Source organism: Pollutimonas nitritireducens, from assembly GCF_002849615.1.
Lineage (GTDB): Bacteria > Pseudomonadota > Gammaproteobacteria > Burkholderiales > Burkholderiaceae_B > Pollutimonas > Pollutimonas nitritireducens.
Genome location: NZ_PDNV01000013.1, coordinates 104,723 through 129,077, shown reverse-complemented (window position 1 = coordinate 129,077; position 24,355 = coordinate 104,723). Strand labels below are relative to the sequence as shown.

23 protein-coding genes are annotated in these 24,355 nt (G+C 60.4%); 14 read left to right on the top strand and 9 right to left on the bottom strand.

What is annotated here, in order from left to right; translation table 11 throughout:
- The first annotated feature begins 192 nt into the window (after window positions 1-192).
- From CR155_RS18445 to CR155_RS18425, 5 genes are all read left to right on the top strand, one after another.
- The gene (locus CR155_RS18445; protein WP_102071497.1) at window positions 193-1,032 is read left to right on the top strand and encodes a glycosyltransferase family 2 protein; all 840 of its coding nucleotides are present in this window, start codon (window positions 193-195) and stop codon (window positions 1,030-1,032) included.
- Window positions 1,033-1,126: 94 nt separating this feature from the next.
- Window positions 1,127-2,509 carry an undecaprenyl-phosphate glucose phosphotransferase gene (locus CR155_RS18440; RefSeq protein ID WP_102071496.1) on the top strand — a complete coding sequence of 461 codons (1,383 nt, stop codon included), beginning with the start codon at window positions 1,127-1,129 and terminating at the stop codon, window positions 2,507-2,509.
- A 24-nt stretch (window positions 2,510-2,533) separates the two neighbouring features.
- On the top strand, window positions 2,534-3,472 hold the full coding sequence (locus CR155_RS18435) for a glycosyltransferase family 2 protein (RefSeq protein ID WP_233214411.1): 939 nt from the start codon (window positions 2,534-2,536) through the stop codon (window positions 3,470-3,472).
- Window positions 3,473-3,587: 115 nt separating this feature from the next.
- Window positions 3,588-5,879: an autotransporter outer membrane beta-barrel domain-containing protein gene (locus CR155_RS18430; protein WP_102071495.1), complete on the top strand. Its 2,292-nt coding sequence runs from the start codon at window positions 3,588-3,590 to the stop codon at window positions 5,877-5,879.
- A gap of 177 nt (window positions 5,880-6,056) precedes the next feature.
- Entirely contained in the window at window positions 6,057-6,860 is an 804-nt protein-coding gene (locus tag CR155_RS18425; RefSeq protein ID WP_102071494.1) for a helix-turn-helix transcriptional regulator, read from the top strand.
- 1 nt (window position 6,861) lies between these two features.
- Here the strand turns inward: CR155_RS18425 and ertE are convergent, their stop codons facing one another.
- Together ertE and rimO are read right to left on the bottom strand one after the other, a co-directional pair.
- Window positions 6,862-8,133: an N-carbamyl-l-glutamate amidohydrolase ErtE gene (gene ertE, locus CR155_RS18420; RefSeq protein WP_102071493.1), complete on the bottom strand. Its 1,272-nt coding sequence runs from the start codon at window positions 8,131-8,133 to the stop codon at window positions 6,862-6,864.
- 40 nt (window positions 8,134-8,173) lie between these two features.
- Window positions 8,174-9,487, bottom strand: a complete 1,314-nt coding sequence (rimO, locus tag CR155_RS18415) for a 30S ribosomal protein S12 methylthiotransferase RimO (protein ID WP_102071526.1) — start codon at window positions 9,485-9,487, stop codon at window positions 8,174-8,176.
- Window positions 9,488-9,628: 141 nt separating this feature from the next.
- Here rimO and rsmB point away from each other — a divergent pair, with 141 nt between their 5' ends.
- The 4 genes from rsmB to CR155_RS18395 are packed head-to-tail and all read left to right on the top strand — an operon-like array spanning window position 9,629 to window position 14,656.
- A complete protein-coding gene (rsmB, locus tag CR155_RS18410) occupies window positions 9,629-10,978 on the top strand; it encodes a 16S rRNA (cytosine(967)-C(5))-methyltransferase RsmB (RefSeq protein WP_439650463.1) in 1,350 nt (449 codons plus the stop codon).
- 53 nt (window positions 10,979-11,031) lie between these two features.
- The gene (locus tag CR155_RS18405) at window positions 11,032-11,607 is read left to right on the top strand and encodes a DUF4390 domain-containing protein (protein ID WP_102071491.1); all 576 of its coding nucleotides are present in this window, start codon (window positions 11,032-11,034) and stop codon (window positions 11,605-11,607) included.
- Window positions 11,559-13,943, top strand: a complete 2,385-nt coding sequence (locus CR155_RS18400; protein ID WP_102071490.1) for a sensor histidine kinase — start codon at window positions 11,559-11,561, stop codon at window positions 13,941-13,943. The genes CR155_RS18405 and CR155_RS18400 overlap by 49 nt, the downstream gene beginning before the upstream one ends.
- A 14-nt stretch (window positions 13,944-13,957) precedes the next feature.
- The gene (locus CR155_RS18395; RefSeq protein ID WP_102071489.1) at window positions 13,958-14,656 is read left to right on the top strand and encodes a response regulator; all 699 of its coding nucleotides are present in this window, start codon (window positions 13,958-13,960) and stop codon (window positions 14,654-14,656) included.
- A 40-nt stretch (window positions 14,657-14,696) separates the two neighbouring features.
- On the opposite strand, the gene CR155_RS18390 is transcribed toward CR155_RS18395, so the two are convergent.
- Window positions 14,697-15,668, bottom strand: a complete 972-nt coding sequence (locus CR155_RS18390) for a methyltransferase domain-containing protein (RefSeq protein ID WP_102071488.1) — start codon at window positions 15,666-15,668, stop codon at window positions 14,697-14,699.
- A gap of 105 nt (window positions 15,669-15,773) precedes the next feature.
- On the opposite strand from CR155_RS18390, the gene CR155_RS18385 reads away from it, so the two are divergent.
- Window positions 15,774-16,568 (top strand): ComF family protein, encoded by a 795-nt coding sequence (locus tag CR155_RS18385; protein WP_102071487.1) that lies wholly within the window; start codon window positions 15,774-15,776, stop codon window positions 16,566-16,568.
- On the opposite strand, the gene CR155_RS18380 is transcribed toward CR155_RS18385, so the two are convergent.
- Window positions 16,562-17,482 (bottom strand): LysR substrate-binding domain-containing protein, encoded by a 921-nt coding sequence (locus CR155_RS18380; RefSeq protein WP_102071486.1) that lies wholly within the window; start codon window positions 17,480-17,482, stop codon window positions 16,562-16,564. The genes CR155_RS18385 and CR155_RS18380 overlap by 7 nt on opposite strands.
- Before the next feature lie 176 nt (window positions 17,483-17,658).
- Here CR155_RS18380 and CR155_RS18375 point away from each other — a divergent pair, with 176 nt between their 5' ends.
- From CR155_RS18375 to CR155_RS18365, 3 genes are read left to right on the top strand one after another with little or no spacing between them, the layout of a single operon-like run.
- Window positions 17,659-18,639: a Bug family tripartite tricarboxylate transporter substrate binding protein gene (locus tag CR155_RS18375; RefSeq protein ID WP_102071485.1), complete on the top strand. Its 981-nt coding sequence runs from the start codon at window positions 17,659-17,661 to the stop codon at window positions 18,637-18,639.
- A 27-nt stretch (window positions 18,640-18,666) separates the two neighbouring features.
- On the top strand, window positions 18,667-19,530 hold the full coding sequence (locus CR155_RS18370) for an N-formylglutamate amidohydrolase (protein WP_102071484.1): 864 nt from the start codon (window positions 18,667-18,669) through the stop codon (window positions 19,528-19,530).
- A 15-nt stretch (window positions 19,531-19,545) separates the two neighbouring features.
- Window positions 19,546-20,016, top strand: a complete 471-nt coding sequence (locus CR155_RS18365) for a tRNA (cytidine(34)-2'-O)-methyltransferase (protein ID WP_102071483.1) — start codon at window positions 19,546-19,548, stop codon at window positions 20,014-20,016.
- 65 nt (window positions 20,017-20,081) lie between these two features.
- On the opposite strand, the gene CR155_RS18360 is transcribed toward CR155_RS18365, so the two are convergent.
- The 5 genes from CR155_RS18360 to CR155_RS18340 are packed head-to-tail and all read right to left on the bottom strand — an operon-like array spanning window position 20,082 to window position 23,512.
- Window positions 20,082-21,083 carry a Bug family tripartite tricarboxylate transporter substrate binding protein gene (locus CR155_RS18360; RefSeq protein ID WP_102071482.1) on the bottom strand — a complete coding sequence of 334 codons (1,002 nt, stop codon included), beginning with the start codon at window positions 21,081-21,083 and terminating at the stop codon, window positions 20,082-20,084.
- Window positions 21,084-21,108: 25 nt separating this feature from the next.
- A complete protein-coding gene (locus tag CR155_RS18355) occupies window positions 21,109-22,239 on the bottom strand; it encodes an NAD(P)H-dependent glycerol-3-phosphate dehydrogenase (protein WP_102071481.1) in 1,131 nt (376 codons plus the stop codon).
- Between the two features lie 8 nt (window positions 22,240-22,247).
- Window positions 22,248-22,769 (bottom strand): protein-export chaperone SecB, encoded by a 522-nt coding sequence (gene secB, locus CR155_RS18350; protein ID WP_102071480.1) that lies wholly within the window; start codon window positions 22,767-22,769, stop codon window positions 22,248-22,250.
- A gap of 44 nt (window positions 22,770-22,813) precedes the next feature.
- Window positions 22,814-23,071, bottom strand: coding sequence for a glutaredoxin 3 (gene grxC, locus CR155_RS18345; protein ID WP_102071479.1), 258 nt, complete (start codon window positions 23,069-23,071; stop codon window positions 22,814-22,816).
- A 30-nt stretch (window positions 23,072-23,101) separates the two neighbouring features.
- Window positions 23,102-23,512 carry a rhodanese-like domain-containing protein gene (locus CR155_RS18340; protein WP_102071478.1) on the bottom strand — a complete coding sequence of 137 codons (411 nt, stop codon included), beginning with the start codon at window positions 23,510-23,512 and terminating at the stop codon, window positions 23,102-23,104.
- Window positions 23,513-23,601: 89 nt separating this feature from the next.
- Between CR155_RS18340 and gpmA the strand changes: the two genes are divergently transcribed.
- A complete protein-coding gene (gene gpmA / locus CR155_RS18335) occupies window positions 23,602-24,354 on the top strand; it encodes a 2,3-diphosphoglycerate-dependent phosphoglycerate mutase (RefSeq protein WP_102071477.1) in 753 nt (250 codons plus the stop codon).
- Window position 24,355 lies beyond the last annotated feature (1 nt).

Below are 24,355 nucleotides of genomic sequence, written 5' to 3'. Positions count from 1 at the left end.
GGGCAACGAGCAGAATGAACAGGTATAAAATGCAACGGCTTATAAGATACCTGTTGAACGCATAATGAAGGCGCGAGATTGTAACATTTCGCTGAATTGTGCTAATGCGACGGGTATTATATTAGGGTTTACACTAGAAAGTTGAACCTGCTTTGCATACAAAACGCTACAAGTCAGAAGTACGGGAGCAGGATGCAAGCGCCGCTGGTCGAAATTTTAATGGCAACATACAACGGCGCGCCCTTTTTAGCGGCCCAAATCGAGTCGATATTGGCTCAAAGCTATAGGAATTGGCGCCTTGTCATCCACGATGACGGTTCCAGCGATGGCACGGTACAGCTGGTCCGTGATTATGCTTTGCGCTTTCCCAAGCAAATCACCCTAATGGATGATGGCATAGCGCATGGTAGCGCAAAGCACAATTTTGCTCACTTGATGGGGCATGCCACCGCCGGCTACGTTATGCTGGCCGATCAGGACGATATATGGTTGCCGAATAAAGTTCAACACTCCATGGACCTCTTGATGGCGGAAGAAAAACGGTTGGGTAAGCACATGCCCGTGGCCGTTTTTACCGACCTTGTGGTGGTGGACGAAGAGCTTGAGGTCGTCGCGCCGTCGTTCTGGGCGTTTCAGAACCTTCGGCCCCAGCGTTTGGTCGCTTCTATCGAGAATCTGGCCGTTCGCAACTGTATAACGGGCTGCACGCTGCTTATGAACAAATCGGCGCTTTCTGTCTGCCTTCCTGTCCCGGAGGTCGCCGTCATGCACGATTGGTGGTGTGGTCTAAAAATTTTGCAGGGCAAGGGAAAGCTGATACCACTGCATTCCGCGACTATCCTGTACCGGCAACATTCGGGCAATGTTGTGGGCGCAAGGCAGTGGGGTGTGGGTGTAATCTTCCGAAAGATATTGGGATTCCGCCGTTACCGACAAGAATTTTGGGCCAATTACATGATGGCTAAGCATTTTCTGCCGGATCTGAATATCATTTCTTTTTTTCTCAGGAAGATCATGTTGGCTATTCGGTGACCGATACGTAGCAGATTAGTGCCTGTAATGCGTGGGCGGACTACAATCTCTGGCTATCACATCTGATTTTCACTTTGGTCACCTTAGCCGCTTCATGAAGCCCACTTCACATTCCATCCCTCTCCTAGCCGAACGCTACCCCCTTGCGTTCCTGGCCGCGGTGATGGAATTCATATTGATCGTTGCCGGCAGCTACATTGCCCACCACCTGCGTTTCGGCGACTGGTACATGCTGGAGCACTACCTGGCGGCGACTTTCATCATTGCCTTGACGGTGGTGCTTTGCCAGATACTTCTCGGTAACTATTCATCCTGGCGCGGCAGACATTTTTTCTGGCAGCTTGGCCGGGTCTACACGGCGTGGCTGTTGGCGCTGGCCATGGTCACCAGCTTGGCGGTGTTCCTTAAGGTTTCGGAAACCTATTCGCGCATCTGGCTGGTCAGCACCTTGGCCGCTGCCGTCTTGCTGATCACGATGTTCCGCTTTCTTATCTTTCTGCTGTTGCGCCGCGTGCGGACGAGGGGGCGCAACCTCAAGCGGGCATTGATTGTAGAGGCGGGCAACTCGGCGGGTAACCTCAGGGCCAAACGGGGTGAGCTTTCCGAATATGGTTACCAGGTCGCCAAAACCTTGCCGCTGGAAAACAGCCAGGCCTGGATGGACCGCCTGGTTGGCGAGGTCGTTGAAACAGGCGTCCACGAAGTGTGGCTTTGCCTGCCCTTGCACGAGGGGGAGTCCATCAAGACGATTCTGTATGCCTTGCGCCACCAGACGGTCGATATTCGCTACCTTCCCGATCTGGGTGACTTGCCACTGTTGAATCACCGTGTCAGCGAGATAGCGGGCCTGTATGCGCTGGACATCAGCCGGAGCCCTATGGAGGGTCCGGCCAGACTGATCAAGCGGCTTGAAGACTTGATATTGGGATCCATCATATCCATAGGGGTCGTACCGGTTTGCGTGGTGATCGCCATCGCCATCAAGTGTACGTCGACCGGTCCTGTCATCTTCAAGCAGTATCGCACTGGCATCAATGGCCGTCGCTTCAAGGTATACAAGTTCAGGTCCATGGAGGTGCACGAGGAGGGCACGAATCTGATTACCCAGGCGCATTACGGCGACCCGCGCATTACGAAACTGGGCGCATTTCTGCGCCGTACCAGCTTGGATGAGCTCCCTCAGTTTTACAATGTGTTGCAAGGACGTATGTCAATTGTGGGGCCAAGGCCTCATGCCTTGTCGCATAACGAACACTATAAAGACCAGGTCGAATCCTATATGCAGCGCCACAAGGTGAAGCCTGGCATTACGGGATGGGCGCAGGTCAATGGCTTTCGTGGCGAAACCGATACGCTGGAGAAAATGGAAAAGCGTGTTGAATACGATCTTTGGTATATCAACAACTGGTCCTTGGGGTTGGACTTGAAGATCATTTCCCAGACGATATATAAAGGTTTTTTCAATGGGCAGCCGTGATCGGTTTATGTCTGGACCCTGCGCATGAGTGAATGTACGCCGTTGCGCGCGCACGTCATTATTCCCACCTACAACGGAGGCACGGTCTGGAAAGCGTGCGCACATGCCTTGCAGGCCGCCTGTGCTCGAACCCCGCAGGTGGCGGGCATTCTGGTGGTGGATTCTTCGTCTACCGATGACACGGCGGCCGTGGCGCAAGCTGGCGGTTTCGCGCTGCAGCGCATAGACCCGCGAGACTTCAATCATGCCGGCACACGCAATACGGCCTGCGCCGGCCTGGGTGGCGAACCCGACGTTGTCGTTTTCTTGACGCAAGACGCGATTCTGGCTTCCGACGCATCGTTGCGGGAATTGCTATGCGCGTTCAGCGATCCGGCCGTGGCGGTGGCGTATGGCCGTCAGCTTCCTCATGCAGACGCCAATCCTATTGCCGCGCACGCGCGGTCTTTCAATTACCGCGAACGCGGCTACATCGTCGGCAAGGATGACGGCCGGTCCATGGGGCTGAAGGCAGTTTTCGCGTCCAATTCGTTTGCGGCCTACCGTATGTCGGTCTTCAAGGACCTGGGGGGCTTTCCCGAGAAGAGCATACTCAGCGAAGACATGTATTTCGCTGCAAAGGCGGTGATGGCCGGTCATAAGGTTGCCTATGTGGCGGATGCGACAGTATTGCACTCGCATAACTACACGCCCTTGGAAGAATTTCGACGCTACTTCGATATTGGCGTTTTTCACCATGATGAAGCTTGGATTGGACGAGAATTTGGCGGAGCGGGTGGCGAAGGAAAGCGCTTTCTGATGTCGGAGTTTCGTTATCTGGTGAGCCGTGCCCCGGCTTGGCTGCCGAGGGCTTGCGTGCATAATTTCCTGAAGATACTTGGCTATAAGCTGGGGAAAAGCTATACGCGGCTGCCGCTGCGCTTGCGACGTGGTTTCAGCATGCATCGGAAGTATTGGGGGTAGCGTACGTGAATCGCGAAACCTTAACGGGTAAATGGTTATCCACGACTGGATGAATCTTTTAGTTACATAATCCGGCTTGTCACGTCCGTGACATATTCATCAACCGGAGAACGCTATGAAGTTTCAGAATGTTCCGCTGTTGCTGTTGGATGTCAGTAGTACCAAGCATGGAAGGATGATCGTAGGCGCCACCCTGGTGGGTGGCATGAAGAAGATGACGGCGCTCGCCTTCCTGTCCGGGGTCTTGTGGTCACCCCCATCGCCAGGGCAGGAATGGATACACGACGAGGCGCAGTGGGGTCCCCCCGATGCGCCTTTTCTTTTGTCCGACAGCACCTTGTATATCGGTGGCAGCTTTGAATCCGCGCGCGGGGTACGGATCGATGACGCGGTGGCCGCCATACATGTAAAGGGCGATACGGGCTTGCATTTAAGCGGGGTGGTGTCCAGCGTCAATGGCTCGACCGCGGGCCTGGAAAAGCTGGGGCCGGGGCGGTTGGCCTTGTCCGGGCTCAATACTTTCCATGGCAACACCCAGTTGCGCGATGGTACGCTGCATATTGCGGGCAGCGATGCCTTGGGCAAACGCACCAACGCCTTGCTGGCGTACCAGGGCAGCGTCCTCAGCTATGCACCCGGCGCCACGGTTTTCAATCAATTGCATCTGCGCGGCGACAATACGGCGGCGCCCGACGGGTCTACGGACCCGGCGTCATGGGCGCTGGCCGATAGTGTGCAATGGCGCGTGGATTCGGGTGTGGCGGTGCAGGCCGGCAATATGGTGGGATCAATACCTGTCGTGAAACTTGGCCCTGGCACGCTGCGTTATACCGGCATTGCAAGCTTCCCGTCTTTCGTTACGGTCAACGAGGGCGCGCTGGACGTGGATTGGCATCTGGCTGGCACGGTGCGGGTCAACAGCAATGCGCGTCTGGAGGGCAGCGGCACGGTTCGCCAGGCGATCATCCATGCAGCAGGCGTGTTGTCGCCCGGCAGCGGCACGGGTCACACGGCGGCTTTTACCGTGACGGAAAAATTGGAGTTTCAGCCCGGCGCCATTTTTGAAGTGGATGCGACGGCGGCGGGCCCGGCCGATTCGGTGTTGGTGGCCGGTACGGCCTTGCTGGACGGTCATGTGATGACGCGCGCCGGCGACGGTGACTGGCAGCCCAGTACAAGTTATTCAATACTGCAGGCGACCGACGGTTTCCAGGGGACGCGTTTTGCGTCGGTGGCAACGAACCTGGCTTTCTTGACGCCAACGCTCAGTTACGACGACACCACGGTGCGGCTTCGCCTGGATCGTAACGGCACGCCGCTGGGTGAAGGCGGCGAAACCCCGACCGAGGATGACGTCGCGGATGTGGTCGATGAGAATGTGTCCCCGGCCCCGCAAAAAGACAACCAGCAGTTGCATGATCGCATTGTGGTGATGGACAAGCCGCAGGCCAGCGTTGCTTTCAATCAGTTGTCGGGAAATTGGACGGCTTCTGTGCGTTCAGGCTTGCTGGAAGACAGCCGCTTCGTGCGTGAGGCGGTGCTGCGCAACGCGGGTACATCGCCATCCTGGTCGCATGCGTTCTATTCGTCGGCCAACCGCGCATCCACAGGCGGTACGCCGGCCGACGAACGCGATATCGGCGGATTGGTCATGGGCATGGAGCGGCCTATCAGTTCTGCAGTGAGGCTGGGCGGTTTCCTTGGCGTGCAGCAAAGCCTAAGCCGGCGTCGCCTTGCGGTAGCCGATGCCAAGGTCCAGAGCATGCACGCTGGTCTGGCGCTGGCCACCCGGATCTGGAATACAGATGTGACGCTGGGGCTGGCGCGCACTTGGCACAAGATACACAGCCACAGGAAAGTCGCCGTGGCCGGGCTGCACGATGCGCTCTCGGGCAACTATCGCGGGCGGACGATGCAGCTTTTTGGCGAGATCGTCGCACCCATGCGATGGCTTGCCAAGGCGCTGGGTACGCCGGCATCAACGATAAGTCCCTTTGTGCGGATGGCGTGGGTACAAGGTCGAACCGACGGTTTTGTGGAATCAGGCGGGGCGGCGGCGACCCACGTATTGCCGGCCCGACAATCGCTGCTGTTCTCTACGCTGGGTTTGCAGGCGGCCCATGTGTGGGACACGCCTGCAGGTTCGGCGCAATGGCAAGGCCAACTGGCGTGGCATCATGCCGGCGGCGACCTTCGGGCTTTCAGTCATCAGTATTTTCGGGATAGCGCGCGCCAGACTGTCTTCGCGTCGGAAGGGCTGCCGGTGACGCGTCGGGCGTGGTCCATGGAGCTTTCCATGCAAGCGGATCTGACCAAGGCGGTAAGCCTGGGCGTCGGTTATGCGGGCCGTTATTCGGCTGGCCGGCAGGATCACGGCGCCAGGGCAACGGTTCGCTGGACATTCTAGAATGACACAACACAGCCGGCGCTTGATGACCGGCTGTGTTGTGTTATTAGCACTTTCCCTTGTTTGCAGACGTAACGCTTGCGACTTCAAATATCTATCTCTATTATCAAAGTTCGAGGGACGATCCCCTATGCTAATTGTTGCCGCCAGCTTACTGGCTGCGGCAAAAGAGTGAGTATGGTAAAGATCATAGTGCTAGAGCGGAATGTCATGCTGCGCACAGGAATTGTGCAATTGCTCTCGCACGTGTTGCTGGATTCCATGATTGAAGGGCTGGGTTACGTGGCGCTGGATCAGCCGCCCGACGAATCCAGGCAAGGCGGTCTTGTATTCTTGTCCATACCGTCGCCCGAAAGACGTGATTCGCTTATTCTGGCCAGTGAACGTGCTTTTGCGCCCAAGGGCATCATCCTTATGCTGGACGGTGAGCCGGCGCCATCGTTCATGCACGGGCTGTCGCCTATCGTGGTCGGATTCGTCGACAAGGCGGTGGCCCCCGAGACCTTCCTGGCTCGCATCCGTGCTGTTCTAGCAGGATGCAAGGCGGCTCCCTGGCTTTTGGATCCGGCGCCGCTGGCAACGGCCGTCGCGGTGTCATTGCCGGCCCGACCCCCATCGCGCTTGCAAGCGCCTGCGCGTGTCTACTCCAGTGAATCGTCGCCAGACGTGATTTCCATCGATCCGACCCCGGATGTACCGGATTGCTTGCCGGCGGCGGCGCGCGACGAGTCGTCGTTGCTGGGACTCACGCCACGGCAGTATGAGGTCCTGGTGCTGTTGGCCCGCGGCGATGCCTTGAAAACCATCGCGCGCCGCTTGAATATCACCGTGGCCACCACGAAGGCGCACACAGAAGGCTTATATCAGCGCCTGGATGTGCATAATCGAAATGCCGCGGTTTATGTGGCCAGATCCCGTGGGGCTGGGCTGGGGTGGACGCCGCCCCAGGGTTCCCTCGAGCTGGGGCAGCCGGGGGACTAATTCAGTTCACCGGCAGGCTGCGGTCCAGCGCCATTACGGTTTCATAGAGGACGCGTGTGCCGTCCAGCAGTTGCCGGGGTTCTATCCATTCTTCGGGACAGTGGCTGCGACCTTTCAGGCAGGGTATGAAAATCATCCCCATGGGACCTGTCTTGGCCAGGTAGACGGCATCGTGCCCGGCGCCGCTGGGCATGCGCAGGCAGGCATAACCCAGGTTTGTGGCGGCTTGTTCGATCAGGTCCACCATGAAGGGTGTGCAGTGGGTCGGCAGGGAATCACTGACTTGTGTGCAGACCAGCTGCAAGCCCAGGGATTCGACCCTGTCGCGTACCCCCGACATGACGTCGTCGGCAAAGGTTCGCAGGACGGCCGGGCTGTCGCTGCGCACTTCCAGCATCATCTCGACATGGCCGGGCACCGCGTTCGACGCATTGGGCGTAAGCACCAGGTGTCCGATGGTTGCCACGACATAGTCCGGGCCGTCCAGCATGCTGCGTGCATGGCCATTGACGACTTCGATGACGCGGGCCGCGCCCACCAGCGCATCGCGGCGGATGTTCATGGGCGTGGTGCCGGCATGGTCGGGCTGGCCGTCGATCATGACCTTGTAACGCCGGATGCCGACGATATTCGTGACGATGCCAATGGGCAAGCCCTTGGTTTCGAGCACCGGCCCCTGTTCGATGTGCAGTTCGACGAATGCGGCCGTGCTGCCGGTGGGGCGCAAGGGCATGGACAGCGCGGGAGGGTTACCGCCCACGCGTGCTATGCCCGCGGCCAGCGTTTCACCTGTTTGGTCGCGCGCATTCAGCATGGTTTCGTCCAGCAGCCCGGCGATCGCACGGCTGCCGACGCAGGAAATGCCGTAGTCGCTGGGTTCTTCGGACAGGAAGTCGATGACTTCGAAGGGGTGGTCCAGGATGACGCCTTGTTCGTGCAGGGCGTGAGCGACTTCGATGCCGGCGAGCACGCCTATGATGCCGTCAAAGCGCCCGCCGCTCAGGACGGTATCGCAATGTGATCCGGTGACGATGGGCTTGGCGTTGGGGTTGCGGCCTTCGCGCCGTCCCACCAGGTTACCGGCGGCATCCAGGTGAACGGTCAGCCCGGCGGCTTCGAATTGCGTGGTCAGCCAGGCCCTTGCTTGCAGGAACAGGTCGGAAAAGGCGCGGCGTGTCCAGGGCTGGCCGGCGACGGTGTATTGGGCAAGGGCATCGACGCGCTCCCATAAGCGCGTGGGATTGAGCGCGGGCGTATTGTTGGCAGTTTTCATGGTTTCCAGCGTGTAAGGCGATGCCACATGGCACTGCCCCTCAGGCCTTGGCATACAGGTCGTACTCGTCCGAATCAGTGACGCGTGCGCGCACCATGTCGCCGGGCTTGAGCACGCGTTCGCTATCCACGAAGACATTGCCGTCGATTTCGGGTGCATCGGCGCTGGATCGTCCGATGGCGCCGTCTTCATTGACTTCATCGATCAATACGTCGATGTCGCGGCCGACTTTCTGCGCCAGGCGGGCCGTGGAAATGGCCTGCTGGTGTGCCATGAAGCGGTCCCAGCGTTCCTGCTTGACCTCGTCCGGCACGTGGTCGGGCAGGTCGTTGGCCCGCGCGCCCTGCACGGGTGAGTACTGGAAGCAGCCCACGCGGTCCAGCTGAGCCTCGGTCATCCAGTCCAGCAGGTACTGGAATTCTTCTTCGGTTTCGCCAGGGAATCCCACGATGAAGGTTGAGCGCAGGGTCAAGTCCGGACAGGCTTCGCGCCAGCGCTTGATGCGCGCCATGGTGCGATCTTCGAAGGCCGGGCGCTTCATGAGTTTCAGGATCCGGGGGCTGGCATGCTGGAAGGGGATGTCCAGATAGGGCAAAATCTTGCCGTCGGCCATCAGGGGAATGATTTCGTCCACATGCGGATAGGGATAGACGTAGTGCAGCCGCGTCCATACGCCGAATTCGGACAAGGCTTCGCTAAGCTGCGTCATGTGGGTCTTGATGGGACGGCCGTTCCAGAAACCGCTGCGGAACTTGACGTCCACGCCATAGGCGCTGGTGTCCTGTGAGATGACCAGCAGTTCCTTGACGCCGGCCTTGACCAGGCGCTCGGCTTCGCCCATGACGTCGCCGATCGGGCGGCTGACCAGGTCGCCGCGCATCGACGGAATAATGCAGAAGCTGCAGCGGTGGTTGCATCCTTCGGATATTTTCAGATAGGCGTAGTGGCGCGGGGTCAGCTTGATGCCCTGGGGCGGCACCAGGTCGATATACGGGTCGTGATTAAGATTTGGCGGCGCGGCTTCGTGCACGGCGCGCACCACTTGCTCGTACTGCTGCGGGCCGGTCACGGAAAGCACCGCCGGGTGGATTTCACGGATCAGCGATTCGTCGACACCCATGCAGCCGGTGACGATGACCTTGCCGTTCTCGGCTATGGCTTCGCCGATGGCATCCAGCGATTCGGCCTTGGCGCTGTCGATGAAGCCGCAGGTGTTGACCACCACGACGTCGGCATTGTCGTAATCGGGCGTGATGATATAGCCTTCAGTGCGCAGTTGCGTCAGAATGCGTTCGGAGTCAACCAACGCTTTGGGGCATCCCAGACTGACAAAGCCGACTTTTGGGGAACTCATGTATGTATAACCTCGTTGAGCCGCAGGCTCGATAAAGAAAAAGAATTTTAGCGGCTTCAGGGGGTGCTGCCGCGGGGCCATTGGCCAATTGATGATAAAGTCGAGAGCAAATCCTGTTTAGGTCTTTGCCTTGTGACCGATATTTCTTCCCAACCTCTTCGTAACTCCGTAACCTTGTCCGACACCATCCTGGCCAGCGCGCAAAACGTGCAAGCCGTGTTGGCCGGCGCATCGTTGACCGACAGCCTTGCGACCACCCCTGCGCCACTGCGCGCCGCCAGCCAGGCCATTGCGTTTCATGTAATGCGGCGCCTGGGACTGGTGCGTGAAATAAAACAGATACTGGTGCAACGCACGCCGCCCAATGCCCTGTTCGACGCCGTGCTGCTGGTGTCGTTGGCATTGCTGGATGCCGCGGTGGAATTTGCCGACGAGGCGTCGCCCGACCACGTTGCGCGCCGCGATGTACCCGTTTACGCCGTGCATACGGTGGTGGACCAGGCGGTAAATGCCGTGGCGGGCCAACGCAAGATGCAGTCCTATAAAGGCTTGCTCAACGCGACACTAAGGGGCTTTATTCGGGAAAGAAGCGCTATTTTAGCCCAGGCCCGGCAAAACCCGGTAGCGGTTTTCAATCATCCCAAGTGGTGGATCGCCCAGGTGCGCCGTGCTTACCCGGCTCAATGGCAGGAACTGTTGTCGGCCGCCAACCGTCCCGGCCCTATGACGCTGCGGGTGAATGCCAGGCGTTCGTCGGTCGAAAAGATGCTTGTCGAACTGGATGCGGCCGGCATTCAGGCCCTGTCGCCCGCCCCGGGGGCGATTGTTCTTTCCACGCCACGTCCGGTCCAGTCGGTGCCGGGATTCGAGCAGGGCTGGTGGTCGGTGCAGGACCTTGCCGCCCAGCAGGCCGCACAGCTGCTTCCCATTGAACCCGGCATGCGCGTGTTGGACGCCTGCGCCGCGCCGGGCGGCAAGATGGCTCATTTGCTGGAGCGCGCCGACATTGAGCTGCTGGCACTGGATTCCGACGCATTGCGACTGGAACGGGTCGAACAGAATCTTCAACGCCTGGGCCTGGGCGGCGCCAATGTAAGCCTGCGCTGTGCGGATGCCATGGATCTGGACGCATGGTGGGACGGGCGCCATTTTGATGCAGTATTGGCCGACGTGCCGTGCACCGCATCGGGGGTGGTGCGCCGCCATCCGGATATCCGCTGGTTGCGCCGCGAGACCGACATTGCCAGTACAGCGGCCTTGCAGGCCGGCATCGTCGACGCCTTGTGGCACACTGTGAAGCCGGGAGGGCATTTGCTGTATGCAACATGCTCCATCTTTCCCCAGGAAGGCGAACAACAGGCGTCGCACTTCACGGAACGCCACGCGGACGCGGTTCGCAAACGCGCGCCGGGACAGTTGCTGCCGTTGGCGAAAGACCCATTGCTGTCTTGCGACGGTTTTTTCTACGCCTTGTTTGCCAAGAAAACATGAGTCGTCAAAAATAACGGATGGATTTTCCTCTTATAGGGTATCGCTGAGTGGTAATGCTACGACTCTTGCTGTCTGTATTCCTGTGTCTGTCGCTGGTCGCCGTCGTTGACACCAGCGCGCAGCCGCAAGCCGAGCGCGTGGCGCGCGTTGAACCCATCGTGCGCGAGGGCAAGTTGTATATCGACGCCGACATTGAATTCGCCGTCAGTGGCGATCTGCGTAACGCCGCGCAGAAGGGGGTTCCCATTTATTTCACCGCCGACCTGGAAGTCGTGTCCAAGCGCTGGTGGTGGTTCGACAAGGCAGTGATCAGCGAACAAAAAACCTGGCGCGTGGTCTACAACGCCCTGACCCGCCAGTGGCGCGTGGGGTCGGGTGATTTGTCCTTGCCCGAGTCGTCGCTGGACGATGCCCTGTCGTTGCTGCGCAATATACGCGGCTGGGCCGTGGCCGATATCAAGGACCTGGAAACCGATGAGCTCTACGAAGGAAAGCTGCGATTGCGTCTGAACACATCGCTGCTGGCACGCCCATTTCAGGTCGATGCCTTTAACAGCAGTGCGTGGTCTCTTGCTACCCCATGGAAAAATTTCACTTTTTCAATCTCGCTCGACGAGCCCCGACCTTAGTACGCTGGGGCTTGCGGGTGGCCCTGTTCGTCGCTGCATGCAGCGCGCTGGCGCTGCTCGCATTGCTGGTGTGGTCCACCGGCAATGCGTCGCGGTATGCCCAGCAATACGAAGCCTTGCTGATACTCAACGGCATACTGGCCGTCGCGCTGATTTCGTGGGTGGCCATACTGGCCGCGCGGCTGCTGCGACAAATACGCCGGCGCCAGTTCGGCGCCCGCCTTACTGCCCGCTTCGCCTTGTATTTCACGCTGATCGGGGTATTGCCCGGCGCCTTCATTTACGTACTGTCCGTGCAATTCATGTCCAAGTCCATCGAATCCTGGTTCAACGTGCGGGTCGACAGCGCGCTGGAGGCAGGACTCAACCTTGGCCGGGCCGCGCTCGATTCACAACTTGCCGACTTGAATTCACGCGCCAGGGATATGGCCAACCGCCTGGGCAGTGGCAGCGATGCCGATATGGCCATGGCCATCACCCGCCTGCGCGAAGGCAGTGATGTATCCGAAGCGCTGGTGTTTACCGGCAATGGCCGGCTGGTGGCGTTTTCATCGGCCGCCTATGGACAATTGCTGCCCGATCTCCCGCCATCCAGCGTGATGAACCAGTTGCGGGTTTCCCGCGGCTACTCCGCCGCCGAGACGGACGAAATCCGTACCGCCGGCACCGATCCCGACGCGCCGGATGATACCGGCCTGCACTTGCGGGTCGTCACGCCGATCGTCACGCCCGACCGGCTGACGACCACGCTGGGTGTGGCCTCAGACACGCGCTGGCTGCAGGTCATCCAACCGGTGCCCGACCAGATTGCGCGCAATGCCAACCAGGTGCAGCAGGGCTTTCGCGATTACCAGGAACTGGCCCTGTCGCGCCTGGGGCTGCGCAAGCTGTATGGCATCACCCTGACCCTGGCACTGATCTTTGCGGTGTTCGCGGCGGTGGCGGTGGCCCTGGGGGTGTCCAGGCGGCTGGTGCGGCCCTTGCTGACGCTTGCGGCCGGCACGCAGGCCGTGGGCGTGGGCGACTACCGGCCGCTGCCAGAACCGCCGGAGAAAGACGAGATCGGCCAACTGACGCGTTCGTTCAACGCCATGACGCGTCAACTGGACGAGGCGCGGCATATGGTCGAGAACAACCGCCAGCAGCTTGAGCGATCGAACGTGTATCTCGAATCGGTGCTCAGCAATCTTTCGTCGGGTGTGCTGGTCTTCGACGAGATGTTCCGCGTGACCATGTTCAACCAGGGCGCGCAGAGCATACTTCGCGTCGACCTGCGCTCGGTGAAAGGCCGTCCGCTTGAAACCGTGGACGGCGCCTTTGCGTTGTCGCAGCTGATACGGCAGGCATTTGCCGCGCATACCGCGGTGGGCTCGGAAAAGCTGTACTGGCAACAGCAGTTCGAGCTGGAGCTCGAGGCGGCCGTCGACAACGAAACCAAGAAACACATCGTGACCTTGCTGGCGCGCGGCACGCATCTGAGCGTGGACGGGCGCGGCAACGGCTACCTGGTGGTGTTCGACGATATCAGCGAAGTGATTTCGGCCAATCGCACCGTGGCCTGGGGCGAGGTCGCGCGACGGCTGGCGCACGAAATCAAGAATCCGCTGACGCCCATTCAATTATCGGCCGAGCGCCTTGCCATGAAATTGGCCGGGCACCTGAATGAAACCGATTCGGCAATTCTGACCCGTTCGACGAATACCATCGTGAACCAGGTGGCCTCGCTCAAGAAAATGGTGGACGATTTTCGCGAGTATGCGCGCACACCGCCGGCACAGATGCAGCAGATCAATATCAACAACCTGATCGGCGAAGTGCTGGGCTTGTATGGTTGGGATCCCGCCGGCGGGGCGGTTCGTGAAGCGGGCGGGAGCGTACCCATCGCCGTGGAGTTTGATCCCGAGGTGCCGGCCATCGAAGGCGACATGACGCAGTTGCGCCAGGTGATTCATAATCTGCTTGCCAATGCGCGTGATGCGGCCCTTCTAAGCCATCCACTTGCCGACGCGCGCATTTATGTGCAGACTAGGTTGACCAAGACAGGAACCGACGACGGCGCCGAGCATTTGGCAGTGCGTCTTACGGTGTCCGATAATGGTCCCGGTTTTGCACCGCAAGTGTTGGCACGTGTGTTCGAGCCTTATGTCACCACCAAGGCGACCGGCACCGGACTGGGACTTGCTATAGTTAAGAAGATCATCGAGGAGCATGGCGGACGAATAGACATTTCCAACCGCCGTGAAGGGGGAGCTCGCATTTCCATCCTCTTGACGCGCCTTGTCGATGCTGCGTCGCTGGACGTAGCTACGCAAGGGAACGATAATGCGAAAAAATAGGTAGGTGACGCTTTATGGCCAGAATCCTGGTTGTTGACGACGAAATTGGTATCCGTGAGCTCTTGTCCGAGATTCTTTACGACGAAGGACACACAATAGAACTTGCTGAAAACGCCGCGCAGGCGCGCGCGGCGCGTTTGCGCGCACGGCCGGACCTTGTCCTGCTGGATATTTGGATGCCCGACACCGACGGTGTCAGCTTGCTGAAGGAATGGAGCTCGCAAGGCTTGCTCGATATGCCGGTGATCATGATGAGCGGGCACGCTACGGTCGATACCGCGGTCGAGGCGACGCGCATCGGCGCGGTGGATTTTCTTGAAAAGCCCATTACGCTGCAGAAGCTGCTGAAAACGGTGGCGGCGGGTCTGGCGCGGCCGGTGGTAAGGGGATCGCAAGTCACTAATGCGCGCATGCCTGTTGAACGCCATGCCTTCGAGGCAAACCAGCCCCTGGTCACCAGCAGTCCGGTCATGGCGGTAGCCGATATCGCGCCTGAACCGAATCATTCGCTGTTGGGCAGCATCTCGCTGGACCAGCCTTTGCGCGATGCGCGAGACGAATTCGAGCGCATCTATTTCGAATATCACCTTGGCCGCGAAAATCACAGCATGACGCGCGTGTCCGAAAAAACCGGCCTGGAGCGCACGCATTTGTACCGCAAGCTCAAGCAGCTGGGAATCGAGTCGTCACGCAAGAAGAATCTTGCGTCCTGAAGGCCCGCGCCAGGGTATCAGTCTGGCGTTCTGATCGTCATTATTCGTCTGTTTTGCGGGGCCTGACGGTAGGCCCCGTCTTATTGCCGGGGCCGGCCGCGAAGGGCTGCCCCGCAGGGCGGCCTATCGACCCCACCGAGATCCGCGTTTCGCCGGGTCTGCCGCGCACGCCGGCCGAGCGCCAGGCATGGCCATAGGCCACTTCCATGGTCAGGTGGATGGTGCCGTCCAGCTGGCGCTGGCTTTCCAGCGCGTCCAGCAGCCTGTGCTTCCATTGCTGACCGGACAGGCCGCGCTTGCGGTCCAGGCTGGGATTGCCGCCCAGGGCCTGGATATCTTCCAAGAGTTTTTCGGGGGTGCGATACGTAAGGGTAAGAATTTCCTGGTCCATGACCGGGTCGGAAAAACCACGTTCGATCAGCAGGTCGCCGAAGTCGTGCATGTCTACATACTGCGGCGTCGTGGTGAGCAGGTCGGCGTCGACAATGGCGCGGCGCACTTCGGCAAGCGAACCGGGGCCAAGGCAGGAAAACATGACCAGGGCGCCCGGCTTCAGGATGCGCCGCCATTCGCTCAATACCTGGTGGGGTTCGGGATGCCAGTGCAGGGCCATGTTGGACCAGACCAGGTCCAGGCTTTCCGGGGGCAGGCCGGATTCGGCCATGTCGGCCTGGATGAATTCGGCCGGCGACGTCGGCTTGTTGCGCAATTTGTGCCAGAAGCCCGGCTTGGCCTGGAAGCGCTGACGCGCCGCGTCCAGCAATGGCGCGCAGTTGTCCAGGCCTTTGTAATGCATTTCAGGATAACGGCCGCGCAAGGGTTCAAGCGCATGACCTGCCCCGCAGCCGGCATCCAGCACGGAGACCGGCTGTATCCGTATATAGCTTAAGCGCTGCAGCATCCGTTGCGCGATTTCACCGTACAGGAATTGGGCAGTGTCCAGCGGACTGCGCCGGGCGAACTGTTGGCGGACATGGTCTGAACTTACACGCAGTGAAGGAGGCTGTGACATTTATGGGCAAAGGTATGGAATAGGGAACTGGAACGTGCTGAGATACCGAAAGGGCGCCGCCGCGATACTCGCCATGCGCAACGAAATTGTAATCAGGGATCTATTATGGCCGATCTGTCCGCGCGGTGCGAGTCCGGGCATGCCCGTCTTGCGGGAATGCGCCGCCGGCTCAAGCTGGCGGGCCGGGCGTGCCTGGCGCGCATACCCAGTGCTTGCGGCTTGTGCCAGGGCGGCGCCCGTGGCGGTTCGCTGTGCCGGTTCTGCCATGCCGCGGTCTTGCGTTCAATGAATTCTGACACGACGCGCTGCCCGATCTGCTGCCTGGCGTTGGCGGACCAAGGCGTTTGTGCCGATTGCGCCGCCCGCCCGCCAGCGTTCGACCGCATCATTGCCGCCTTCGATTACGCGCCGCCCGGCGATTTGTTGATCCATCACTTGAAAGTGGGTCGGCGCTTTACCAGCGCTGTCATGCTGGCAGGCATGCTGGCCGAGACGGTGCGCGACAAGGCGCCCCGTTTGCCCGAAAACGCCCTATTGGTGCCCGTACCCGCCAGCAAGGCCTCCATACTGGCGCGAGGCTTCAATCCGGCGGCGGAAATTGCCCGCGGCCTGGCGCGCGAGCTTCATATGGACTGCCAGCCAGGCTTGCTGCTTCGTGCCCGGGAAGGCGGGCGCCAGACTCACCTTACCCGGCTTGAACGCGCCGCCAGTGTGCAGCACCTGTATGACTGTCCCCGGCGTGTCGATGGCGCCGCCATCGCCGTGGTCGACGATGTTTTGACCACAGGCAGCACCTTGCATCGTATCGCGCAGCAGTTCAAGGCGGTGGGGGCGGCGGCCGTGTATGGGCTGGTGTTGGCGCGCACGCCGTATCCAGGCCCGAAGCCGCCCGGTCAATGATGCATGACGGCCAGCCGCATGCGCGTCTGGTTTTCCAGGCCCTGTTCCCGGAGCCACGCGCGAAATACCAGCAGTTCCGGTAATTGGGCGCGATCGGGCGGGTAGCACAGGTAGTAGCCCTGGCGATCCAGGATGGCCATGTCGTAGACCTGTTCCAGCTTGCCGCTGCGCAGCTCTTCTTCGATCAGGCACGCAGGTATCAGGGCTACGCCCAGGCCGGCAATGGCGGCTTCGGTCAATAGCGAAAACTGGTCGAAGCTGGGGCCTGTATTCAGTTGCTTGGGGTGGGCCGCCACGGCGTGCATCCAATCGTGCCATGCATGCGGCGCCGACACGTGCTGCAACAGCGGCATGGCGGCAAGCTGTTCGGGGCTGGTCACCGGCACCGGAAAGATTCCCGGCTTGGCCACGGGCACGATAGCCCTGCCCACGACATAGTCCGCCTGGCAATCCGGCCAGAGACCATCGCCAAAGCGCATGGAAGCATCGACCTGCGGCGCCGAAAAGTCGTAGCCGTACCGGTGGGGCAGGAAGGTCAGGTTGATGTCGGGCCACCGCTGCATGAAATCGGGCAGCTTTGGTATGAGCCACTTCGCGCCCAAAGTGGGCATGCACGTGATGCGCAGCACGCCGCCCTTGACGGGCGGCGCCATGGCGTCCATCGTGGCGGCTTCGATGCGGCTGAGCGCCGGTGCGATTTCCTCGAGATAGCGCTGGCCGGCGGCAGTGAGTTCCAGGCCGTAGCGTTGCCTTTGGAAAAGCGGGATACTAAGGAACGATTCCAGTTGCTTGATCTGTTTGCTGACCGCACCCTGACTGATGTGCAGCGACTGCGCCGCGCGCGTCAGACTGCCGTGGCAGGCAACGGCCTCGAAAGCCTGCAGGGCAACCAGGGAAGGACAGTGGCGACGCAAAGAAATTCCTTGTTGTGCACGATGAAAGCAACGGATTTCAGGTATTCCAATCAGGAATATGATACGCACTTTCTTTCGCTTGTGCCATTGTTACGTCGCTGCAACAATGTGCGGGACTTAGAATCGGTCCATGCGGCGTCATCGACGATCCGTTTTACCTTCAGGAGCTACATCCCATGCGACACCAGAAACGTATTCTCGGCCTTATGATCGGCGCCCTGGCAGTAATGCCCATGGTTGCATCCGCCCAGGCCGAAAGCTATCCCAGCCGTCCTATTACATTGATCATTCCGTTTCCCGCAGGCGGCACCACCGACGTGGTCGGTCGCATCGTGGCCGAACGCCTGACCGCTGAACTGGGCCAGACCGTTGTCGCGGAAAACCGCGGCGGCGCGGGCGGCTCCATCGGCAGCAATGCCATTGCCAAGGCCAAGCCCGACGGCTACACGCTGGGCATTGCCACGGTCAGCACGCACGGTATCAACCCGGCTGTCTACAAAAAGCTGCCCTTCGACGCCAAGAAAGACTTCACTCCCATCACCAACGTGGCCGCCGTACCCAACATCGTGACGGTGAATCCGAAGGTGAAGGCGCAGAACATGCAGGAATTCGTGGCACTGGCCAAGGCAGAGCCAGGCGCGCTCAGCTACGCATCGGCAGGCCATGGATCCGTCGCCAACATGATGGGCGAACTGTTCAAGATGGCATCCAAGACCGACCTGCTGCACGTGCCGTATCGTGGTTCGGGCCCCGCACTGACCGATACCTTGGCCGGACAAGTTGACACCTTTTTCGACAACCTGCCTACCTCGCTGCCACACGTGAAATCCGGCAAGCTGCGCGCCCTGGCCGTGGCCTGGCCGCAGCGGGTTGCCGCCCTGCCGGACGTCCCCACCTTCGCCGAAGTCGGCCTTCCTGAAGTCAACGATGCCTCGTGGTTCGGGCTTATTGCCCCAGCTGGCCTGCCTGCCGACATCCTGGAAAAGCTCAATGCCGCCACGGTGAAGGTCTTGAAGTCGCCCGAGGTCATCGAACGCCTTGCTTCCCTGGGCGCGGCTCCTATCGGCAATACGCCGGCTGAATTTGCCAAGCAAATCTCCGACCGTATCGACCAGAGCGCTGTCGTCGCCAAGCAAGCCGGTATTTCCATCGACTAACCCTTTCTTTACCGTATCTGGTTCACTATGACGTTGCACACGCACACCCATCCTCTTTCGTACCGGCTCCATATGCCGGAATCCAGTCCGGCAGCATTGGTACTGGATTCGCCGCACAGCGGCACGACCTATCCGCCGGATTTCGATTCCGCGGTGCCGGCGGGTGTGCTGCGTACCGCTGAAGATACCTGGGTCGCCGATCTCTGGGGCGATGCCCCGGCGCTGGGCGTTCCTCTGGTCGAGGCGCGCTTTCCGCGTGCCTACATAGACGCCAACCGCAGTGAAGAAGAAATCGACGCGCTGCTGCTCGACGCGCCGTGGCCTGAACCGGTACCCGATTCGCCCAAGGTACGCCTGGGCAAGGGTCTGATCTGGCGCATGCTGGACGACGGCACGCCGCTGTACGACCGCAAGCTGTCCATCGATGAAGTCCGGCACCGTATCGACGCGTGCTGGAAGCCATACCATGGCGCCGTCAAGCAAACGCTGGACGCCGTCCATGCAAAGCACGGCAAAGTCTGGCATATCAACTGCCACTCCATGCCCAGCGTTGCCGGGGCCTATGCCACCGACACGCCTGGCCTGGTGCACCCCGACTTTGTCCTGGGCGATCGCGACGGCACCACCAGCGCCCCTGAATTTCGCGAATTCGTAGGCGCATGGCTGCGTGAACGCGGCTACGAAGTCTCCATCAACGCGCCGTACAAAGGCGTGGAACTGGTTCGCCGCTATGGCGACCCGGCCAATAACCGTCATAGTTTGCAGCTGGAAGTCAATCGCAAGCTGTACATGGACGAAATCACGCTGCGACCTACCGGGGGTTACCCGGTATTGCGCGAGCTGTTCAAGAACCTGGTGACCGATCTGGTTGCCTGGACCGCGCGTTCCTGATCGGCCCTGCCGCGCATGTTTCATATCGTTCTTGTCTCGCCTGAAATCCCACCGAATACCGGCAATGTGATCCGGCTGGCGGCCAACACCGGCGCCAGTCTGCACCTGGTTCGACCCCTGGGCTTCGAGCTGGACGACAAGCGCATGAAGCGCGCCGGCCTGGATTATCACGAATGGGCCACCATGCAGGTGCATGACAATCTTGCCCTGGCGTTTGAAAAAATAGGCGGGGCGCCGGAACGGCGATTTGCCCTGACGACCAAAGGCACGCAACTGATCGGCAAGGCTCAATTTCTGCCGGGTGACGTTTTTGTATTTGGCCGGGAAACGGCCGGGATGACGCCCGAACAGATGGCATTCTTTCCGCCAGAACAGCGTCTGCGCCTGCCGATGATGCCCCAGCAGCGCAGCCTTAATCTGTCCAACGCCGTGGCGGTGACGGTATTCGAAGCCTGGCGCCAGTCAGGCTTCGCGGGCAGCGTGTAGACGAACCGTCGGGTTGTGGCACTTCGGCACCCAACCCGGCTTGTCTTGGATTTAGGTCAATCAGATCAATCCAGCGATAGGTTCAGGCGTTCAATCACTTCATCCCAGCGTGTTTTCTCAGCCTTGATCATCGCCGTCAGTTCTGCCGGCGTCGAAGGCGCCGGGGTGAAGTACAGCGATGCCATTTTCTGCTTCACATCGGGCATCGCCAATATCTTGGTTATAGACGTGTTCAGGCGCCCCACGATATCGACCGGCGTGCCGGCGGGTACGAAGATAGCATCCCAGGAAATCGATTCGAAGCCCGGATAACCTTGCGATGCCATGGTCGGGACGCCGGGCAGCAGTTCGCTGCTTTCCAGGCTGGTAATGGCCAGCGCGCGCATCTTCCCGGCATTGACTTGCGGCATGGCTACGCCCGGCACCATGAACCCGGCCTGGATGTCGCCGGCAATGATGGACGTGGTGATTTGCGGAAAACCGGTGTACGGAATCTGCTGCAGCGTGATGCCGGCTTCCTGTTCCAGCATGGCCATGCCCAAATGCGATGAGCTTCCAGGGCCTACGGTGCCGTAGTTCAGCGCACCCGGCTGGTCTTTGACCAGTTGCACGAATTCCTTCAGATTCTTGGCCGGCGAGTCTTTGGGCACGACCAGCACGTTGGGGCTGGTGCCCACCAGGCTGATGGGATCCAGGTCGGTCAGCGGGTCGTATCCCAGCGAGTTCTTGTAGAGCGTGGGCGCGGTGACCATGGGCCCATTGATCGTCAGCAGCAAGGTGTAGCCGTCGGGCTTGGCTTTGCTGGCGTGGCGCGTGCCGATATTGCCGCCGGCGCCCGGCTTGTTTTCCACGACCACTGGCTGGCCCAGGTCTTTGGCCAAAGGCTCTGCAATCGCGCGCGCCAGTGTGTCTGGCGAGGAACCCGCCGGGAAGGGGACGACCAACTGCACGGGTCGGCTGGGCCAGTCGGCGGCGCCCGCAGCCGGCGCAAGCAGCAGCGCACCGAGTGTGGCCAGGCTGAGCACGGACAAATTCAAATGGCGTCGCATCGTTGAAAAGCCAGTCATCGGGATTTCCTTGTTGAGATAGGCGTCAGGCCGCTTCGGCGCGGGCTTCGCGCGCGAGCAAGCTGGATACGGCTTCGCGCGGAGCGAGACCGTCAAAAAGTACGCCGCAGACGGCGGCGGTGATGGGTAAATCCACATTGTGCAGGCGGCCCAGGTCGCGAGCTGCGCGTGCGCAGCGCACGCCTTCTGCCGTGACGCCGCCCGCCAGTATCTGGTCCAGTGTCTGGCCCTGGCCTATGGCCAACCCCACCTGGCGGTTGCGCGACAGCGCGCCGGTGGCGGTAAGTACCAGGTCGCCCAGGCCGGTCAAGCCAGCGAACGTCTCGGGCTGCCCGCCCAGGGCGAGCCCCAGGCGCTGCATCTCCGCAAGGCCCCGGGTTATGAGCGCGGCGCGCGCATTGGTGCCCAGACCCAGGCCGTCGGAAATGCCGCAGGCGATGGCCATGATGTTCTTCAATGCTCCGCCGACTTCCACGCCGATGACATCTGTGCTGGTATAGATACGGGCATTCGTGCCGTGCAGGGCGGCCAGAACGTCGGATGCGGCGTTCTCGTGCTGCGGCCCGAGGGTTGCCAGGGTAAGGGCAACGGGAAGCCCCTGTGCGACCTCGTGGGCGAAGGACGGGCCCGAGAGTACGCCCAGGTTCAGCTCCGGCCATTGGGAAAGCGCATTCTGTGCGATCTGGTGGGGCAGCAAACCGGTTTCGTGCTGGAAGCCCTTGCAGGTCCAGATGATGGTAATGCGTTCCCCGCAAAGCGCCTCGCAACGCGCGCTGGACGGCGCGTCGCCAGGTGTTCCGGCATGCGCGTCACAACGCGTACCGCGACGCCTGTCCAGCGCGGCGGCGATCTGCGTGCAGGCATCATGCAGACCCGCCACGGGCACGCCGAGGATGATCAAGCCGTGTTCGACGTCGTCTGCGCATACGTGTTCGATGGCTTCCTGCAGCCTTGACGTGGCGCGCAGGGTGCCGGGCAGGGCGATGTCGGGCAGATAGCGCGCGTTGCGGTGCTGCTGATTCAGTTCCAGTGCGACTGCCGGATCGCGCGCCCAGATAAGGGTGTCGGCCTGCGAACAGGCCAGTGCCGCGAGCGCCGTGCCCCAGCTGCCCGCGCCGAGTACCGCCACGCGAGTACGCTGGGTTGAAGCGCTCATGTGCAGCCTTACTGGCGGGTCATGCCGGGAGGAAGGATCAGGCCGGAGTCCGGCTGGCCCTTCTGTTCTTCGGCCAACTGGGCGATGCGCTGTTCGTACAAGCCCTGGAAGTTGACCTCGGCCAGGTGCAGTGGCGGCAGCGACGTACGCGTGATGGCATCGGCCATGTTGGCACGCAGGTAGGGATAGAGCATGGTGGGGCACACGATGCCGATGAGCGGATCCAGCTGGTCGGCTGGAATGTTGGCCGCTTCGAAAATACCGGCTTGCGTGGCTTCGACCAGGTACAGGACCTTGTCGCCGACGCGCGTGGTGACCGTGGCCGTTACGGTGGCTTCGTAGACGGTCTCGGCAAGGCGCTGGCCGCCGACGTTGATCGACACTTCGACGGTGGGGCTTTCCTGTTCCAGGAAGATCTGCGGTGCATTGGGCATTTCGAGCGACAGGTCTTTGACGTAGGTGCGCTGCAGGCTGAAGCTGGGGTCCTGGCTGTCTTCGTTGCCGTGGCTGTTTTGGTTCTGGTCGGCCATAGTGTTTCCTGAAAGGGGTGTGGATTAATGGATTGCCATGAATATCAGGCGGTAAGCAGGGGCATCAGGCCGTCGGCGCGATCCAGCGCTGCCAGGTCGTCGTAGCCGCCCACATGCGTGTCGCCAATATAGATCTGGGGCACCGTACGCCGGCCGGTGCGTTCCATCATGATGGCGCGCTGTTCGGGGTTCAGGTCGATGCGGATTTTTTCGATTTCGGTCACGCCGCGCTGCTTGAGCAGCATTTCGGCACGGACGCAGTATGGACATACGCCGGTACTGTACATTGTTACGGTTGCCATGATGATTCCTAGGGATGAAAAAACAAGCGATCAGGATTTCTTGGACAAGGGCAGGCCGTCTTTGATCCATGCCTGCAAGCCGCCGGCAAGGCTGACGGCTTCTTCGTAGCCCTGTTTGCGCAAGGAGCCCGCAATTCTCGCGGACTCCCGGCCCTGGTCGCATACGACGATGATAGGCTTGTTCTTGGGCAAGGTGCCCAGCTTGTTCGTTACATCGGCGGCCGGCAAATTGCGCGCCTGCGGTATGCTTGCGGTCTTGAAGGCATCTGCGCTGCGTATGTCCAGGAAAGTGCCTTGCTTGTGGTTGACCAGCTGCACGGCTTCCTGCACGCTGACGGATTTTCCGCCACCTTTCAGTATGCTGGGCAACAACAGCATGACGCCCGACGCGATGGCAACGAATATGACAATAAGGTTGTTCTGATCTAGAAAAAAGTCCACGATATATCCCGAATATGTCCTTGGAAAAAGGACAGAATCAGACGATTATAAAATGGACAGCGAATTTCAACTTTTAGGCGTTTTTTCTTATGCATAAACTTGTTCTGATGCGACACGGCGAGAGCCAGTGGAATCTCGAAAACCGATTCACCGGCTGGACCGACGTCGACCTGACTGAAACCGGACGCGAACAGGCCAGGCTGGCCGGCGAGCTGCTCAAGCAAAAGGGGTTTGAGTTCGACCTGGCGTATTGCTCGGTCCTCAAACGCGCCATCCGCACGTTGTGGATCGCACTGGACGCCATGGATGCCATGCATACCCCCACGGGTCTTAGCTGGCGCCTGAACGAACGCCATTACGGCGCCTTGCAGGGCCTGAACAAAGCCGAGACGGCGCAGAAGTTTGGCGATGAACAAGTACTGATCTGGCGTCGGGCCTATGCCATTGCACCCGAACCGCTGGCCTACGATGATCCGCGTCATCCGCGTTTCGACCGCCGCTATGCCAAAATCGCCGCCGACAAGCTGCCCGCCACCGAATGCCTGGCCGACACGGTGGAACGCGTGTTGCCTTTCTGGAATGAATCCATCGCGCCCGCCATCCGGGCCGGCCGCCGGGTGCTGGTGTCCGCGCATGGCAACAGCCTGCGCGCGCTCATCAAGCATCTGGACGGCATATCTGACGAAGACATTGTCCACATGAATATACCTACGGGTCAGCCCCTGGTGTACGAACTGGACGACGACTTGCGCCCGATACGCCACTACTATCTGGGCGACCCGGCCGAGATCGAAGCGGCAATGGCTGCCGTGGCCAATCAGGGCAAGGCGTCCAAGGAATAGC

Bases quoted from the DNA above. Each gene is read 5' to 3' on its own strand.
- CR155_RS18445 (WP_102071497.1), top strand. From the start codon at position 193: ATGCAAGCGCCGCTGGTCGAAATTTTAATGGCAACATACAACGGCGCG.
- CR155_RS18440 (WP_102071496.1), top strand. From the start codon at position 1,127: ATGAAGCCCACTTCACATTCCATCCCTCTCCTAGCCGAACGCTACCCC.
- CR155_RS18435 (WP_233214411.1), top strand. From the start codon at position 2,534: ATGAGTGAATGTACGCCGTTGCGCGCGCACGTCATTATTCCCACCTAC.
- CR155_RS18430 (WP_102071495.1), top strand. From the start codon at position 3,588: ATGAAGTTTCAGAATGTTCCGCTGTTGCTGTTGGATGTCAGTAGTACC.
- CR155_RS18425 (WP_102071494.1), top strand. From the start codon at position 6,057: ATGGTAAAGATCATAGTGCTAGAGCGGAATGTCATGCTGCGCACAGGA.
- ertE (WP_102071493.1), bottom strand. From the start codon at position 8,133: ATGAAAACTGCCAACAATACGCCCGCGCTCAATCCCACGCGCTTATGG.
- rimO (WP_102071526.1), bottom strand. From the start codon at position 9,487: ATGAGTTCCCCAAAAGTCGGCTTTGTCAGTCTGGGATGCCCCAAAGCG.
- CR155_RS18405 (WP_102071491.1), top strand. From the start codon at position 11,032: ATGCTACGACTCTTGCTGTCTGTATTCCTGTGTCTGTCGCTGGTCGCC.
- CR155_RS18400 (WP_102071490.1), top strand. From the start codon at position 11,559: ATGGAAAAATTTCACTTTTTCAATCTCGCTCGACGAGCCCCGACCTTA.
- CR155_RS18395 (WP_102071489.1), top strand. From the start codon at position 13,958: ATGGCCAGAATCCTGGTTGTTGACGACGAAATTGGTATCCGTGAGCTC.
- CR155_RS18390 (WP_102071488.1), bottom strand. From the start codon at position 15,668: ATGTCACAGCCTCCTTCACTGCGTGTAAGTTCAGACCATGTCCGCCAA.
- CR155_RS18385 (WP_102071487.1), top strand. From the start codon at position 15,774: ATGGCCGATCTGTCCGCGCGGTGCGAGTCCGGGCATGCCCGTCTTGCG.
- CR155_RS18375 (WP_102071485.1), top strand. From the start codon at position 17,659: ATGCGACACCAGAAACGTATTCTCGGCCTTATGATCGGCGCCCTGGCA.
- CR155_RS18370 (WP_102071484.1), top strand. From the start codon at position 18,667: ATGACGTTGCACACGCACACCCATCCTCTTTCGTACCGGCTCCATATG.
- CR155_RS18365 (WP_102071483.1), top strand. From the start codon at position 19,546: ATGTTTCATATCGTTCTTGTCTCGCCTGAAATCCCACCGAATACCGGC.
- CR155_RS18360 (WP_102071482.1), bottom strand. From the start codon at position 21,083: ATGACTGGCTTTTCAACGATGCGACGCCATTTGAATTTGTCCGTGCTC.
- CR155_RS18355 (WP_102071481.1), bottom strand. From the start codon at position 22,239: ATGAGCGCTTCAACCCAGCGTACTCGCGTGGCGGTACTCGGCGCGGGC.
- secB (WP_102071480.1), bottom strand. From the start codon at position 22,769: ATGGCCGACCAGAACCAAAACAGCCACGGCAACGAAGACAGCCAGGAC.
- grxC (WP_102071479.1), bottom strand. From the start codon at position 23,071: ATGGCAACCGTAACAATGTACAGTACCGGCGTATGTCCATACTGCGTC.
- gpmA (WP_102071477.1), top strand. From the start codon at position 23,602: ATGCATAAACTTGTTCTGATGCGACACGGCGAGAGCCAGTGGAATCTC.